This window comes from Liberibacter crescens BT-1, assembly GCF_000325745.1.
Classification (GTDB): Bacteria; Pseudomonadota; Alphaproteobacteria; order Rhizobiales; family Rhizobiaceae; genus Liberibacter; species Liberibacter crescens.
This window is the reverse complement of record NC_019907.1, coordinates 344,545-361,317: the sequence shown is the minus strand read 5'-3', so window position 1 is coordinate 361,317 and position 16,773 is coordinate 344,545. Positions and strand designations below refer to the sequence as shown.

The following is a 16,773-nucleotide window of genomic DNA, read 5'->3' as shown; positions in this document are numbered from 1 at the left end:
TGATCATTCAAAATAAAAGTCCTAGAGTAATAGTGAAATTAGCCCTTGCAACCCAATTTTAAAAGATGGGCAAAAAGAATGAGTACTCCGTTTAAAATCTCTTACCCTGAAAAACTGGAAAAAAATCAACTTAACGAGAAATGTGGCGTCTTCGGCATTCTTGGACATGAAGATGCAGCATCTTTGACAGCAGTCGGTCTGCATGCCCTTCAACATCGTGGACAAGAAGCTGCAGGAATAGCCTCTTTTAATGGAGAAAATTTTTATTCTGAAAGGCATATGGGCCTAGTAGGCGATCATTATACAAATCAAAAAACCCTCGCACGTCTACCTGGTAATATGGCAATCGGACATGTCCGATATTCAACAACCGGAGAAACAATACTACGAAATGTACAGCCATTATTTGCAGATCTTGAAGTAGGTGGTATCGCGATTGCGCATAACGGTAACTTTACTAATGGCTTGGCTTTGCGTAGGGAATTAATTGCTAGTGGAGCTATCTTCCAATCTACTTCTGATACAGAAGCTGTCCTCCATCTTATAGCTCGTTCAAAATGTTCTTCTTCTTCTGCACGTTTTATTGATGCCTTAAAGCATGTTCAAGGCGCTTATTCAATTATAGCTATCACACGAACAAAGTTAATTGCCGTTCGTGATCCTATTGGTATTCGACCCTTGGTAATGGGAGAATTAAATGGTAAGCCTATCTTCTGTTCTGAAACATGTGCTCTTGATATTATAGGTGCAAAATATATTCGTGATATCGAAAATGGTGAAATCGTTATTTGTGAATTAAATAATAACGGCTCTATCACAGTCGATTCCCGTAAGCTTCCGAACCCTCCCTCAGAACGGATCTGTATGTTTGAGTATATTTATTTTGCTCGTCCCGATTCAATTGTTGGAGGAAGAAGTATATATGTTGCACGAAAAAATATGGGAATTAATTTAGCAAAAGAAGCTCCAGTTGATGCGGATATAATTGTTCCAGTTCCAGATGGAGGCGTACCAGCAGCTATAGGTTACTCACAAGAAAGTGGTATTCCTTTTGAACAAGGCATAATTCGTAATCATTACGTAGGACGTACCTTTATTGAACCAGTACAACAAATACGTGCTTTTGGAGTAAAACTCAAGCACTCTTCCAATTTAACAATTATTAAAGGATCTCGCGTAGCACTGATTGATGATTCAATTGTACGCGGAACCACATCAATGAAAATTGTTGAAATGATAAGAGATGCAGGTGCCAAGGAAGTACATCTACGTATAGCAAGTCCGATGATTCTATACCCTGATTTCTATGGTATAGATATTCCTGATCCTAGAGCACTGATTGCTAATCAATGCTCTTCTCTTAAAGAAATGTGTCAGGTTATTGGTGCTGACTCTTTAGAATTTTTATCTATTAATGGTCTATATCGAGCTATATGTAATGCACCTCGTAATCCTGATAAACCTCAGTTTTCTGATCATTGTTTTACAGGTGATTACCCAACTCCTCTTAAAGATCAAGAAACCAAAAACAACTTATATAAATTATCTTTGATGGCTAATAGTTAAAATTATTAGGTTAAATAATGGGTACTAGTTTAGAAGGCCAAATAGCTCTTGTTACCGGCGCATCGCGTGGGATTGGCTACTATACAACTTTAGAACTCGCTAAAGCAGGAGCACATGTCATCGCTTGTGCTCGAACAACCTCAAGTTTAGAAGCCCTTAAGAATGAAATCCAAAAGTTTTCACAAAAAATTGACGTATTGACACTTGACTTAGAAGATATGGAAGCTATTGATAACTTAAATCCTTATATAAAGAATCATTGGGGAAAATTAGATATTCTAGTTGTAAATGCTGCTATACTTGGACCGATTTCTCCACTTGTAGAAGTAGATGCGAAATCTTTTTCAGAGGTGATGACAGTAAATGTCATTTCTACTTGGCGTTTAATAAAAGCTCTTGAACCTCTATTAGTAAAATCAGACTGTAGCAGCTCTATCATTCTTTCTTCTGGCGCAGCTCATAAATGCCGTCCTTACTGGGGAGTATATTCTGCTTCCAAAGCAGCCGTTGAAGCGCTTGCTCGTACTTGGGCGAAAGAAACTGAAAATACCGCTCTAAAAATTATAACTCTAGATCCAGGAGCAACCCGCACAACTATGAGAGCTCAAGCTATGCCAAAAGAGGATCCTGCAACAGTGAAGCATCCAAAAGAGATCGCTAAGGTTATAACCTCACTTGTTTTTTCCCCAAAAAAAGTAACAGGTAAATTGTTTTCGGTTCAACAGAATCGCTTTTTAGACTAATATTTACCTCAATAATTTTTCTTAATCCAAGTTTTGAGGGTTTACTTATATCTCTATTACTTTAGAAGATCATACAGAATCACTATCTAATATAAATGATAGAAAAAATCCTTATTTAAAAGAATTGCAGAAAGAATTCTCGTATGCATGAAAGGTTAAAATTATACAATACTCTTACTCGTGAAAAATCTGAATTTCAGCCAATAGATCCTAAAAGCATCAAAATGTATGTCTGCGGTCCAACTGTTTATGATTTTATACATATCGGCAACGGACGGCCTATTGTTGTTTTTGATACCTTATATCGGTTATTACAACATATTTATGGAATAAAATCTGTAACCTATGTACGTAATATTACTGACGTTGATGATAAAATTAATGCACGTGCCTTACAAGACTACCCATCTATCCCTATTAATGATTCTATTCGTATTTTAACAAAAAAAAACGAAAATCAATTTTTCAAAGATACAATAGAACTAGGTTGCTTAGAACCCACATATCAACCACGCGCTACCGAACATATTGTGCAAATGATTGATACAATTAAGCTTCTCTTACTTCGAGGCCATGCTTATGAAGCTAATGGAGAAATATTATTCGATGTAAGTTCTGATCCAAATTATGGACAGCTTTCTAAGCGTAAGCTCTATTCACAAAAAACAAAAGCACGTGTGTTAGCTGAAAAACATAAGAAAAACCCTGCTGATTTTGTCCTATGGAAACTTTCGAGCGAAAAAGAGCCCAGTTGGCAATCTCCTTGGGGCAAAGGACGTCCTGGCTGGCACATAGAATGCTCTGCAATGAGCAGATATTATCTTGGTAACTTTTTTGACATTCACGGAGGAGGCCTTGATTTAATTTTTCCACATCATGAAAATGAAATCACTCAATCATGCTGCGCTTACAATATACAAAAAACAGCTAATGTTTGGATGCACAATGGATTTTTACAATTAGAAGGAAAAAAAATGTCAAAATCCACAGGAAATTTTATTACCATAAATGATCTTTTAATAACAAATAAATTTGGAGGACGTTCCTGGTCTGGCCTAGTATTACGTTTAGCTATGTTAATGACTCACTACCGTGATCCTATTAATTTTTCGATTAGACGTTTAGAAGAAGCAGAACAATTGTTATCTAAATGGCCAAAGATTGAAAGCTCAGAAGAACCTCCTGATCCTTCAGTTATTTCTCCGCTTCTTGATGATCTTAATACAGTAGAAGCTATAAAAGCGCTACACAAGTTAGCACAAACAGCAAATAAAAATCATAAGCTTCTTTCTATTTTTTCTTCTAGTGCTCGTATTTTAGGTTTACAACCTAAAGAAAAATTCTGCGATAGAGAACTTCTTGATAAAATTGAAGAATTAATAAAAAAACGCCTTAGATTTTTGGAATTAAAAAACTTTGTTGCTGCTGATCATATTCGTGATACTCTGAGACAAAAAGGCATTCTACTCAAAGATCATAAAGACCCAATCAATGGCCAACGATTTACAACATGGGAAAAATAATACACTATCAAGTTAAAAATTAAGAAAGTATTTTATTAAAAGACTAGTATTCACTATATAAAGTCACAAGATCTTTTTAGAAAGAAATGTAATTAATGCATGTTATGGCTAGCTAAATTAAGTTTATAAAGATAAGGCTTTATATAAAGGCAACCACTTAATATTGTTCTCTATTAATTTTGAAGCCATATTAATACCTTTAGGTTCATTACCATTACCATGGATTAAAACAATACTTCCTGGTTTAGGCTTTTCTCCTTTTGCTAGCCAAGCATCACTACCAATAGGAAGCAAACAAAGCTTATTTATTTCCTTTACTGTTAATTCATTTGAAACTAATCCAGGAAATCGAAAAAACACCGAAGGAATTTGATTATTCTGTAACAGAATTTTCTCTGTCATTAACACTTCATTCTTCATATCTACTTTGGGAGATAATAGAAAATTTTCATTAAGTGGTTTACTCTTATAATACGGATGACTGAAAGAATGGTTAACCCAAATAATATCGAGTTGATTTTTATGATTAATTAACCAGTTAAATTCTTTTTGATGATGAAGTATCCATAAACCACTTATCGCAAGTGATACAGGGAAACTGTTCCCTTCCTTACTTGATATTTCTAATAATTTTTTAAAGAAACTAATGTCAAATGGCCGAACCGAAGGACATAAATCTATGCTAAGAAATATTCCTTTAACATTATCAGAGTGAGTTAAACCATAATTCTGTATAAGATAGGGAGAAGAAGAATATTTTCTTAATGCTTTCAAATAGGGTATATCTTCTATCTCTCTAGATGTAAAATAATTTGATGTATTATTTTGTAATGGTTTCCTATGCGTAAAATTTATTGCCTTACCCGTTTCTGTAACAAGTGTTATCGGATTCACTAACAAATAATATTGTTGATTATTAGAAAAATAACTACGAATTGCTATTTTCATTTCCCCCTGTGAATTACTCACTGGTATGAAAATACTTTGGTAATCTTCAATAGAGTTACTAGCATAACTTTTTTGAAAAAAAAGGAAAAATATTATGAGTATAGCATGTATGTTAAGCTTAAAAGTCATATTTCATCTCTATTAAAAAACTTACGCTTTCTTTTTTTATCGCATATATTTTATGAGAGATCTATATGTTAATATACCATGTCAAAGAATAGCATGTGTTTCCATATTAATACCCCTCTTATTCAATCGCATCTACTCAGCACTATTTCCGGCCATAATATATGGCTTAAGATGGGTGCACTGCAACCATCTTATCATCTGTGGTGGTGTAACAACAACTTCGTATATTACGGCTCAATGTCTGAAAATCTATAACTCAACATGAAAGTGCGAACAGGATATCAGCTCACTTTAGCATGATTATGATGCTAATTTCAGCACTAATCAATTCACTGAAACAGTGTAAATTTCTTCTGTTATAGAAGCGATCTATTTATTATTTATCTGCAATATACAATTATTTTTTAAATCTAGAAATTTAATAAAAACTAAACTATTTACTTTCTCAGTTAATAGAAAACACCCAAGAAAATAATTGCATAAATTGTATATTAAAAGATATATAAAGAAAAATATCAGCGTGATATACTACGCTGACGATTAAATTTCGTTTATTAGAGTGTCCTATATAAATCCACAAGACTGAAACGAGCATTAACAGTACTAAAGAACAACTTATGAAAACATCATCTCTTAAGCTCTCCTACTACTCAACAGATAATTTTCTTGGACTTACTTATGGATTATCTGCTTATACTTGTTGGGGATTTTTGCCTTTATATATAAAACTTATGGATCATCTTCCTCTCCTTGAAGTTCTTAGTCACCGAATTTTATGGTCATTACCCATACTCTTTATCGTTATCGTATTCACACAATCCATTAATGAACTAAAAGCTTCCTTGAAAAATCTTCATACGTTAGCAATAACTTTTCTAACATCTATAATAATAGCATGTAATTGGGGCCTCTACATGTGGGGGATTACTTCAGGAAATACTCTCGATACAGTGCTTGGTTATTTTATTAACCCACTTTTTTCTATAGCTTTTGGAGCAATACTCCTCAAAGAAAAGCTAACGCGACTACAAATAGTAGCAGTAATACTAACATGCATCGCAGTAACAATCATAATTGTTAATATGGGAAGATTACCATGGCTAGCTTTAAGCATAGCAATATCATGGAGCTTGTATGGACTGTTACGAAAAGCTATACCTATAAATCCTAATCAAGGTCTCTTTATTGAAATTCTTATCCTCTCATTTCCAGCAGCCTTGATTGCCTCATGGTTTTACAGAACAGGGCAAAGCCATTTTTTATATAAAGGTGAATATGACACAATGCTTTTGATAGGCTTTGGTTTTATCACGGGTACTTTGCTGAGTCTCTTTGCTAATGCGACAAAATACCTAAAACTATCAACTCTGGGAATGGTACAGTATGTTTCACCAACTATTTCTTTTTTAATTGCAGTTCTTGTCTTCAAGGAAAAAGTTACTAGGATAGATATGATAACCTTTATTATTATATGGACTGCTATAATCATTTATATTACATCGAATTTTTTGGAAAAGAAAAATCTAGAAAAAAATAAAATTTAAATAGAACCTCTTTTTTTCTATTGCCCTAATTAGCGCTTGTCGACATCATACAAATAATGTTTCAACATATAAAATAACAATACTTAATTATAAGATAGTACATCTAAATACACAATAATCACATTTAAAACGCTGATATTATTCTTCCCAAGAAGAACTTTTTATCCTCAAAACCCATAACCGTTTTATACCAGTAATCTCCTTCATGACGGCTATAATAGATAACAAGAAATTGCGTAGGCTTATCTTAAAGAAAAGAAGGCTTCCCAAACCTTCTACTATAAAAGCCAAGATGCTTTCCTGAATTACAAGTAAATAACTGAAAATAAAAGCTTTTCATGATCTTGATAAACAGAAAAGGATATCCTACTTATTACAACGAATAATAGTATTTTTTATATGCAAAACTGACCATACCACTCACATAAAAAGAGAAATAGTTACAATTACATTTTTTATTTTTTTTCTGAATAAACAACACTTACAAGACAGAAAATTGAAAGAGAGGTTTCATGGATTTAAGTCAATTTTCTTCCCCTGAATTTATTATAAATCCATACCCTTTTTATGAGGAAGTACGATCTCTTGGTGCAGTTGTTCCTATATCTCCTCATATTGTAATCTCGGCACGTTATGAATCTGTACGAGAAATGTTGCATGACAGTAGAATAGGCAAGGATCATATACAAAGTATTAGGATCCGCTACGGAGAAGAAGCATCTCAAGGTCCGGTATTCCAGTCATTCAGTCGTATGATGCTTATGTTAGATCCGCCAGTTCATTATAAAGTTCGCAGTTTATTGACAAAAGCTTTTACTGCACAGCGTGTAGAATCTCTTCGTGAAACAATACAGAACATATCAAATCGTTTGATTAACAATCTAGTGAACCAGTTAAAGAAACACAAAGAAATTGACCTAGCAGCTGAATACGCTTTCAAACTTCCAGTAGAAATTATCTGCAAGCTGCTCAATATTCCGGTTCAAGATGGAGAAAAGTATGGAGAGGCAGCAAGAAAGAGCGTACAGGCACTGAATTTTACGCCTCTTACTGCTCAGCAGATTTCAGAAGCAAACGCCGCTATTTTATCTCTTGAAAATTATTTTTCGAAAGTTATTGCCGAACGACACAAAAAAACAGGTGATGATTTAATTTCTGCTTTATTGACTACTAAGGAAAATGACATTTTTTTGAGTGATGATGAAATCATATCCAATGTCATACTGATGTTCATAGCAGGACATGAGACGACTTCAAACATGATAAGTAACGCCCTTATTTCATTATACAAACAGCCAGAACAATTAAACCTTTTACGTAATGATTCATCTTTGATGCCAAAAGCAGTTACCGAATGCCTCCGCCTTGACAGTTCAGTGCAGATAGTGGGACGCGTAGCGCTAAATGACCTTGAAATTAGTGGTTTCCATATTAAATGTGGCACTATCATATTTCTAATGATTGGAGCAGCAAATCGTGATCCATAAAAGTTCCCTTCTCCTGACATCATCAATTTCAACCGTAGTAATCATACACAATCTCTTAGCTTTTCTTCAGGTATTCACTATTGCCTCGGAGCACGTTTAGCATCTCTTGAACTTGAAATTGCATTACATGACTTATTATTACGCTTGCCTTCGATGAAACTTGTTAACTTGGATTCAATTCAATGGCAACAAAAAAATGGAACAATGAGAGGAGTCCAATCATTAATAGTTAGCTTATAATTTGATAGAATTATCAAAAGTTTTTTAAGCCAAGAAATCAATTTTAAGCAGAACCCTCTCCAGCTCATGATTATACATAGTCATTCTGTTCTGCATGAATTATCGTATTTTGGATATTTTCTACTTGGCTATGAGAAAACGTTTTTTATGATTGAAATTTTCTTAAAAAGTCTTAGATAATTTTCAATAAAGGTCAATCACACATTATAGAATCGTATCATGACATCTCTTTTTTTCTCTCTTAATCTAGCAGTGTTTATACTTATCATTTTATTTATGGCGAGAGCGACTTATCTCAATGAGAATCTTACCAAAAAAATAATAGCAAGCCTGACGCTGGGAATATTATTTGGGCTTCTTCTGAATATGCTCTATAGTGAAAACAATCCAGCTCTAAAGGAATCTATACACTGGTTTGATGTTGTAGGTCATGGTTATGTACGCTTATTACAAATGATAGTTATGCCCTTGGTCATGATTTCTATTCTTAATGCCGTTGCCAAGCTGCACGATGTTGCTTCTCTTAGTAAAATTGGTCTATTAACCATTAGCAATCTTCTATTCACAACATTTATTTCCGCGCTTGTAGGCATTTTTATTGCTAACCTCTTTGGGCTCACGGCTAATGGGCTAATACAAGGAACACAGGAGACAAACCGCTTAATTTCAATTCAGGACAACTATATCAAGAAAGTAAGCAATTTATCCGGACCAGAACTCATATTATCATTTATTCCTCAAAATCCTTTTGCTGATCTAACAGGCACCAGTCCAACCTCCATTATCAGTGTTGTTATTTTTGCAGCGTTTCTAGGAATAGCAACATTACAACTTTTGAAGAAGAATCAAGAAAAAGGTCAGCGTGCAGTAACAGCTATTGAAACCCTTCAATTATTAGTAATGGAAACTGTACGGGTAGTTATGAAGCTGAGCCCCTACGGGATTCTTGCCCTGATGACGAAGGTTGTCGCTACTTCTAACCTGCAGGATATTTTAAAATTAGGTCGCTTTGTTATCGCTTCCTATGTTGCAATTATGATTATGTTTATTGTTCATGGCATACTCGTTATGATAGCTGGTGTTCATCCTTTGAAGTTTTTTCATAAAATATGGACAGTTATTACCTTTGCATTTATAAGTCGATCCAGTGCTGCAACTATACCTTTAAATGTAGAGGCACAAACTCGTCTTCTAGGAGTGCCAGAATCTATAGCTAACTTCTCTGCTTCATTCGGTGCCACAATTGGACAAAATGGCTGTGCAGGCTTGTATCCAGCAATGCTTGCAGTAATGGTTGCTCCAACTGTTGCCATTAATCCGCTAGATCCGACATGGATTGCAAAATTGGTAGGAGTTGTCACATTAAGTTCATTTGGAGTTGGAGGAGTAGGTGGTGGTGCGACATTTGCTGCATTAATTGTTCTCCCAACAATGGGTTTGCCTATAACTCTGGTTGCATTGCTAATCTCAGTAGAGCCTCTTATTGATATGGGACGTACTGCTCTTAATGTAAGCGGAGCAATGACAGCTGGTTTGATTACTAGTCAAATTCTCAGAAAATCAAAAAAAAGTTAATACATTAAAATTGTAAAAATTAATATAAGGTTTAAGTTTCGTGGTGTTTTATTCGCAATTTTATCAACAGCTATTACCCATTAAAGAGTAATCGTATTGAAACTAAGGATACATTTTGATTTAAAAAATCATATGCTTAACTCATAATATACTTTCTTACAAGCTGATTACTCTCTACAGAAAAACAATTCGAAAGAACATCTACAATTAAAAAAAACTTTCAATAGAATTTTATATTTATCAATATATTTTTTGGTTTATTTTTTCAGGTAGCAGAGAAATGAAAAAACTACGTAAAAACTTCCAAAAAAAATGAAGGAGAAAAATACTACTTCCACAAGAAAAAAGAATACATAGGATAAAGTTATGTATATTCAGAGATATTGATACTGTATAATACAAAATAATTGCTAAACAAAGAAATCCTGATAGAACTAGAAAAGGTCGATCGAATATAATCGCAGTAAAAATCAATAAAAAAGGAATCAAGAATATCATAAATACCTGTATTCTCAGGTTAAAAGAAATTTCTTCAAAAGAAATTCGATGTGGATATATAATATAGAAGAGAAATGCCAACAATATTGGAAGGGCAAAGGTATTTAAAATAAACGCGACTTCAGAATAAGAAGATATCCCAGAAAAACTCAGATAATCATAGGAAACGCTGATAATAAACAGAAGGAGTATCGTTCCAATAATCACATAGATTCCGTACTCTTCTATTGAATGCAATCCATTGAACTTATATAAGAAAAACAATAACTCAACTGCTATACCTGATATTGATATATAAAAAGCAAGAACCAAACTAACAACAATCTTATACCGCCAATAAAACAAATATAAAAAAATGCCAGCTTGGAAATAAAGGAACATAAATATTTTAATTAACAGAGATGAGATATCTGAAACCGGAAGAAAGGAAACGATATTAATATCATTTAAAATGTAGATTATAAAAGCTTGAAAATCATACAATATTCTACACAAACACAATATAAAAGAAATAAATAAAACTCTTAATACCCAAATTGATTTTGGTTTTCGAACAAAAATTTCTGCCAAACCTATGGTAATAAGCATCACAAGTCGTGTGGTATTTTCAATAGAAAAAATCCTGTTCCATACAAACAATAAAAAGCTATTTGCTAAAAATATAGCTATACTAGAAGCGATTAAGACATCGTCTCGTATCTCAGAAATTATTAACCTTTTTTTTTCTTTCAAAGCTAAAATAGCCTCCACAAATATAGGATAAAACTTCTCTAAATATTAAAAATTCTTCTTAGTAAAAAACTGATATCATATAACATCAATTATAGGATATAATCCTATAATTTGCATCTTCTATATCCTCTTCTCTCATTAAGAATTCTCCAATTAAAAATGCTGATATTCCTACTTCTTTTAAAGATTTACAATCATCATTACTTCTTATACCACTTTCATTTACAATAATATAACCAGAAGGCAACAAGGGAGATAGTCTCCTACTGTTATTTATATCTATCTCAAAAGTTCTCAGATCACGATTCGATTATTAATGCTTATCAATTTTGCTTTCCTAGTTAAAGCCCTCTCCAAATCTTTCTCATCATGAACTTCAATTAAAACTTGCATTCTTAATGAAAGCGCACAGTTTTCTATTTCTTCTGCTGTCTGATCAGCTACAATACTCATAATTAACAAAATACCATCTGCCCCGTAGCACGCGCTTCATATACCTGATAACAATCCAGCATAAAATTTTTTCGTAGAATAGGTAAACTACAAAGCTTTTTTGCCTGCAGAATATAATGAATTGATCCTTGAAAACTTGAAAAATCAGTTAATATGGATAAACAAGCAGCTCCACCACGATCATAGGCACTAACAACATCATAGAGAGAAAATCCTTTTCTTATAACACCCTTACTTGGACTTTCTGATTTAACTTCTGCAATCAAAGCATATTTTTTTCACATTCCTTTTTAAGGAGAGCTCCTATAAAATCACGAGGTGGAGATTGAGTTTAAGCCTTAGATTTTAAATCTGAAATCGAAATTAATTCTTTAGATATTGAAATTTACTGATATTTATAGGAAAAAAAATTTTAAGTGTATTGGTCATGGAATTAACTTAAACGCATAGATTTTTTTGAAAAGCAGCTACTTTGTTTAAAAGCATTTTTACTCTTCCTTTATCCAAAACCTCTTCCTGCGACAAGGAATGTTTATCAAAAATTTTACATAAAAAATTCTTAATCATACTTAAGCTTTCTAGACCATCACTGCATCCATTTTTTCATGAGCTGATAATTAAAATAAATTTTATACTTATTCTTAAGACTAGCAACAATCTCTTCTAGAAGATTCTGTCTTAAATTCTCTTCTAATAACTCCATAGAAAAAGATGGCTTCTTTGAAGTAACAACTTCAGATTTTATAACTCTAAAAATAACCTGCTCTGAATTTCCTTTAGTTAAAAAATTACCTGTTATTCCTAAAGGACCAGAAAAAACTGCTACTTCACCCTCATGCCCTAAGAAATTATCTTCTTGTTCACGCATAATACCAACTTTATTTTTAATCTCTAAATGAAAATTAGCAGCAATGTCTGAAAAATTACGCCCTTTTTTCACTTCATCTACTAAACTTCTAGCGCGCTCAGATAACGACTCCTGTTCTTTTTCATGTATCCAATCATTTATAACTTTAGATCGAACTTCTTCAAAACCTCTATCTCGATCAGGAACGATATCCTTTACCTCAAACCACATATAACTACCATCTGGAAATGATAAGGGATCACTTTCAACTCCTTTTTGAACTTCAAATGCTCGAGAAACCAAATCTTGAAAATAAGGAATATTCTTATAAATTTTCTGGCCATGAATATCAAGTCCAGAGGCGTCAACTGGAGATAACTCTTCTATATGAAGATTATTACTCTTTGCAATTTCTTCAAGACTTTTTCCTTCAGAAAGCAACTTATTGTATTTTGTATATGTTTCTGCAATTGATTGACGCGCCTTGATTAAACGTATACTTTGACTTAATTCTTCCTTGATTTCCTCAAATGCTTTTATCCTGTCCTTATTGATATGGGTAACTCTAACAATGACAGACCCGAAAGGCCCATTAATAACATCAGTTGTCCCCCCTTCTTCAGTAACAGCAAAAACAGGATCAACCAAAAATTGATTAGGCACCTGCTCTTTTGTAAAGGTTCCTAATAAAATATCGGCTGGTTTTTTCCCAGATTCTCTGATGAGATCATCAAAGGTTTTTCTTCCATCCTTGATTGACTTAAGAGCAGACATAGCAACTTTTTTATTAGGAAACAAAAGTTGTTCCAGAGTACGATTCCCTGGAATACGATATTCCTCTTTTCGCTTCTCATATTCTGCTCGTAATTCATCGTCTGTTAGTGAAAAAGTCTTTGCTTTTTCATTAACATCAAGAAATAAATAAACAATTTTACGATACTCAGGACTACGATAATTACCTCGTACTGTTTCAAACCACTTCTTAACAATTTCATCTTTTGGCGGAGATATCGGATCAATATTGTTCTTAGTCAGCACAATATATTCAATAGATCTCATTTCATTATAATAACGTAATAATTCATCAAAAAGTGCTTTAGGTGCCTTGACGCCACCTAATAGCAAATTAAACATCTCAGAGCGCAAAATCATTTGTTTATTAATTGTGATATATTCACTTTCAGAAATACCAGCATTAAGGAGCCGAGCTGCAAAAATTTTCTCATCAAATTTACCATCTGCTCCCTTGAACATAGCTTGCTGTGCAATATTTTTAGCCAAATAATCGCGAGAAACTCCCATATTTAGATCTTCAGCAAACTGATCAATCGCTGCACCTCCAATCAAATTCTCAGATATCTTTCGCTCAATCCCAAAAGCCTGGGCTTGCTCTGGAGTAATCTGAAAACCTAATTGCTGCGAGACAAGAGCCAGCTCCTGCTTCCAAACATTGCGGAAAAAATTAGCTGAAATCTTTTGATGTCCAACTGAAATAACCGTTGAAGAACCTGAAGAATGGAATATATCATTCGATGATATACCCCAAATACTAAAGGAAATAACAAAAAGTAATAAAAAACCCTTTGCTATCCAAGTACGAGAAACCTTTCTCATCATTTCCATCATATGAACATCACCTTATTTATACAAAGACTTCATCATCAAAAAGAAACCAGATCATCCTCACCAACCAGCCCTTTACTTCTTTAAACCCTATTTCCCCAAAATACTATTTTATATTTTTATTCCTAAATATAATAAAAATATTTCTTAAGCATGTTGTACCTTAAAATAGTCTATCCAAACCAAGATACCCGAATATATTTTCATGCGTTAAGATATAAAATAGATTCTTGTACAGTAATCCACAAAATCAAAGAAAATAACCACTGCTCCCATTTATAATTGATGAGCATCATAGATACGTTTCATAAAATACCAACATCCAAAAAGCATAAAAGGAAAGATCAAAAGTATGAAAACACGATTATTAATATTAATACCCACTTCTTGAAGTGCTGTAGATAACTCTTTTATGAGCATTAATAGATAATAAGCAACAGCAAAAATAGAAAAATTTTCTACAGCTCTACTTATTCTTGATTGTACATCTGCACGCCTGTCCATTGATTCCAGCAACGAATTGCTCTGACGCATTTTTTCAACATCAACCCAACTTCTAATAATAATAGTCACTCGTGAGAGCTTTGTTGAAAGGACTGATTGCCGTTTTTCAAAGGCTCGACAAGTCCGCATCGCAGGCGCCATACGACGCTCCAAAAACACACCCAATGTTTCAAAACCAGGAACGGCAATTTCAGAAATCATAGCTATACGTTCAGAAACAATTTCACTATATGCAACACTAGCCGCAAAACGTCGTATACTCATTGCTGCACTTGCCTCTAGCCTGACAGCAAGAGAGGTTATCTCTAACAACAAGGAATCAAAATTTTCACGAGCGTTTAAGGTCATATTTTGTGTAACACGTGTAAGATTCGTTTCAATTGACATAATTTCAGGAGAAAGCTTTTTTATTAAAGGCAAACATAACATTGATAATGTACGATAAACGTCAATATCAATAAGTCTCTGAACAAGAAAGCTTCTAGCCAGTGACGACATACCATAATCCACCACCAATATCCGAGTAAAACCTTCCTCATCCTGATGAAAATCAGTAATAACTTGCGCCTGATTATTAGCAACCATGGAACGGCAAAGACTAGTGGAATTAAATGTCTTAATTGCCTCATCAACCAAGAGACCAGGCGGCCGAACTTCAATCCTAGTTCCTGACATAAATAATCCTGGCAAAGGAATATTCTCTTGAAAAGGATAAATATCCGCCTTCTGCCCAAACTTTTCTGTAACAGGAGTGTTCCAAAACCAGGAAGAAAATTCCTTATGACGCTCCCAAAATAATGTTCCATATTCCCAGGGAATGGAATAACTGAGAGCATCGTCTGATGGCATAAAAAGATTATTATTGCCTGAAATTTTTCTAAGGATATCATAATGCTCCTCAAGAGAAGCTTCTGACATAATGGTCATTTGAAAAACGATGTCTGGCGAAGAAACAGGGAAAGAAGGACGAGCATGAATTTCATTTAAAGCAGCATCTCTGTCTGGATAAAAAGACAATTTCAAATTTTTAGAAACCATTCAACAACATCTCCTTAATTGAAGGCAATTTTAGATAGGTAAGAATATTATATATAAATCCTTAACGATATTGAAAATCCTTTCTAAACTCTTTAATGAACTCAATCTACTATACAAAAAGTTGTATTTTATACTAAAATAATTTTGAATTTTAAAGATATAATTTTTTGCTACAAAGAATCTTCCCCTTTGAGATTTTGACTGCCAAAAAAAATTGTACGTTGCAAAATTCCTATCAAGAAATCCTATGCAATATAAATACTGGAAAAAAATGATATCTCAAATTACGAGACATTTCGAAAATAAATACCACCATCTATGGTAAGCATTGACCCACAAGAAATTATGCAATAAAATTCTTGTAATATGCTAATAAAATTATCTAAAATAAAAAGTAAAATTATTCTCTTCTTTAACCATAAAAACACTTTATATTTCTTCTATAACTCTAAAAAATAATCAAATTCTATAGTTTACATCAAGACTGATATGGTTCAAAGGTCATTATTAAAACGTCTTTTTATTGAATTCCCTTTGCAAGCTGGAAAACAGGGAGCCGCTAATGAGAAACAATATCATTATATCAAACATGTTTTACGAATGAAGGAAGGTGAAGAGATTCTTCTTTTTAATGGACACGACGGAGAATGGATAGGCAATATTTCTTATCTATCAGGTAAACGCCTTATTTTTAATATTATTAAACAAATTCGACAACAAAAAAAGAGTGGAAATTTTGAATATCTTTTTTCTCTTTTAAAGGTCGAACGCCTTGATTATATCATCCAAAAAGCAGTTGAGATGGGATTTGCAACTATCCGACCAGTGATCACTGATCATACACAAGGGAAGATAACCAACATGAATCGTCTATTAGACTATGCTGTTGGTGCAGCAGAGCAATGTGGAATTTTAAGTATTCCACGAATTGAGAAACCTATTAAACTTACAACACTTCTTGAAAATTGGCCACCAAATAAACAAATTATTTTTGCAGATGAACGGCAAAAAACAAGAAATCCCCTGGAAACCCTTACGCAATTATCAACAACTTCTTTAGCAATCCTTATAGGACCAGAAGGAGGCTTTAGCATAGAGGAAAGACAAAGATTACAAGAATTGCCTTTTGTAAGTGCTGTTTCTCTAGGGCCAAGAATTCTTCGATCAGATACTGCAGCAGTAGCACTAATGGTTTTAGTCCAAGCATTATATGGTGACTGGCGTAATAACGATAGATAGAAAAAATTGTACTATTCACAGATAAATCAAAGAATAAACTGACCTATATTCTTACCACTGAAATTCTATTCATCCTTTTCAAGG

The 16,773-nt window shown here is 33.5% G+C and carries 10 protein-coding genes and 2 pseudogenes; 7 read left to right on the top strand and 5 right to left on the bottom strand.

Going from position 1 to position 16,773, the window contains the following annotated elements; translation table 11 throughout:
• Positions 1-78 precede the first annotated feature (78 nt).
• The 3 genes from purF (at position 79) to cysS (ending at position 3,832) form a co-directional block, all read left to right on the top strand.
• On the top strand, positions 79-1,566 hold the full coding sequence (gene purF, locus B488_RS01560; RefSeq protein ID WP_015272733.1) for an amidophosphoribosyltransferase: 1,488 nt from the start codon (positions 79-81) through the stop codon (positions 1,564-1,566).
• Between the two features lie 17 nt (positions 1,567-1,583).
• The gene (locus tag B488_RS01555) at positions 1,584-2,309 is read left to right on the top strand and encodes an SDR family NAD(P)-dependent oxidoreductase (RefSeq protein WP_015272732.1); all 726 of its coding nucleotides are present in this window, start codon (positions 1,584-1,586) and stop codon (positions 2,307-2,309) included.
• Positions 2,310-2,452: 143 nt separating this feature from the next.
• Positions 2,453-3,832: a cysteine--tRNA ligase gene (gene cysS, locus B488_RS01550; protein ID WP_015272731.1), complete on the top strand. Its 1,380-nt coding sequence runs from the start codon at positions 2,453-2,455 to the stop codon at positions 3,830-3,832.
• 123 nt (positions 3,833-3,955) lie between these two features.
• On the opposite strand, the gene B488_RS01545 is transcribed toward cysS, so the two are convergent.
• Positions 3,956-4,801 carry a polysaccharide deacetylase family protein gene (locus B488_RS01545; protein ID WP_157058165.1) on the bottom strand — a complete coding sequence of 282 codons (846 nt, stop codon included), beginning with the start codon at positions 4,799-4,801 and terminating at the stop codon, positions 3,956-3,958.
• A gap of 725 nt (positions 4,802-5,526) precedes the next feature.
• On the opposite strand from B488_RS01545, the gene rarD reads away from it, so the two are divergent.
• The 3 genes and pseudogenes from rarD (at position 5,527) to B488_RS01530 (ending at position 9,755) form a co-directional block, all read left to right on the top strand.
• Positions 5,527-6,453 carry an EamA family transporter RarD gene (rarD, locus tag B488_RS01540; protein ID WP_015272729.1) on the top strand — a complete coding sequence of 309 codons (927 nt, stop codon included), beginning with the start codon at positions 5,527-5,529 and terminating at the stop codon, positions 6,451-6,453.
• A gap of 512 nt (positions 6,454-6,965) precedes the next feature.
• Positions 6,966-8,180: pseudogene (locus tag B488_RS01535) on the top strand (cytochrome P450).
• A 219-nt stretch (positions 8,181-8,399) separates the two neighbouring features.
• Positions 8,400-9,755 carry an L-cystine transporter gene (locus B488_RS01530; RefSeq protein WP_015272726.1) on the top strand — a complete coding sequence of 452 codons (1,356 nt, stop codon included), beginning with the start codon at positions 8,400-8,402 and terminating at the stop codon, positions 9,753-9,755.
• A 1,315-nt stretch (positions 9,756-11,070) separates the two neighbouring features.
• On the opposite strand, the gene B488_RS07385 is transcribed toward B488_RS01530, so the two are convergent.
• The 4 genes and pseudogenes from B488_RS07385 to B488_RS01510 all read right to left on the bottom strand — a co-directional run bounded on the left by B488_RS07385 (position 11,071) and on the right by B488_RS01510 (position 15,450).
• Positions 11,071-11,235 (bottom strand): hypothetical protein, encoded by a 165-nt coding sequence (locus tag B488_RS07385; protein ID WP_015272724.1) that lies wholly within the window; start codon positions 11,233-11,235, stop codon positions 11,071-11,073.
• Between the two features lie 44 nt (positions 11,236-11,279).
• Positions 11,280-11,704: pseudogene (locus tag B488_RS07280) on the bottom strand (indole-3-glycerol phosphate synthase TrpC).
• Positions 11,705-12,024: 320 nt separating this feature from the next.
• Positions 12,025-13,908: a peptidylprolyl isomerase gene (locus tag B488_RS01515; RefSeq protein WP_051012097.1), complete on the bottom strand. Its 1,884-nt coding sequence runs from the start codon at positions 13,906-13,908 to the stop codon at positions 12,025-12,027.
• A 276-nt stretch (positions 13,909-14,184) separates the two neighbouring features.
• Positions 14,185-15,450, bottom strand: coding sequence for a DUF3422 domain-containing protein (locus tag B488_RS01510; RefSeq protein ID WP_015272719.1), 1,266 nt, complete (start codon positions 15,448-15,450; stop codon positions 14,185-14,187).
• Positions 15,451-15,939: 489 nt separating this feature from the next.
• Between B488_RS01510 and B488_RS01505 the strand changes: the two genes are divergently transcribed.
• Complete coding sequence (locus B488_RS01505) at positions 15,940-16,689, top strand: 16S rRNA (uracil(1498)-N(3))-methyltransferase (protein ID WP_015272718.1); 750 nt, start codon at positions 15,940-15,942, stop codon at positions 16,687-16,689.
• Positions 16,690-16,773 lie beyond the last annotated feature (84 nt).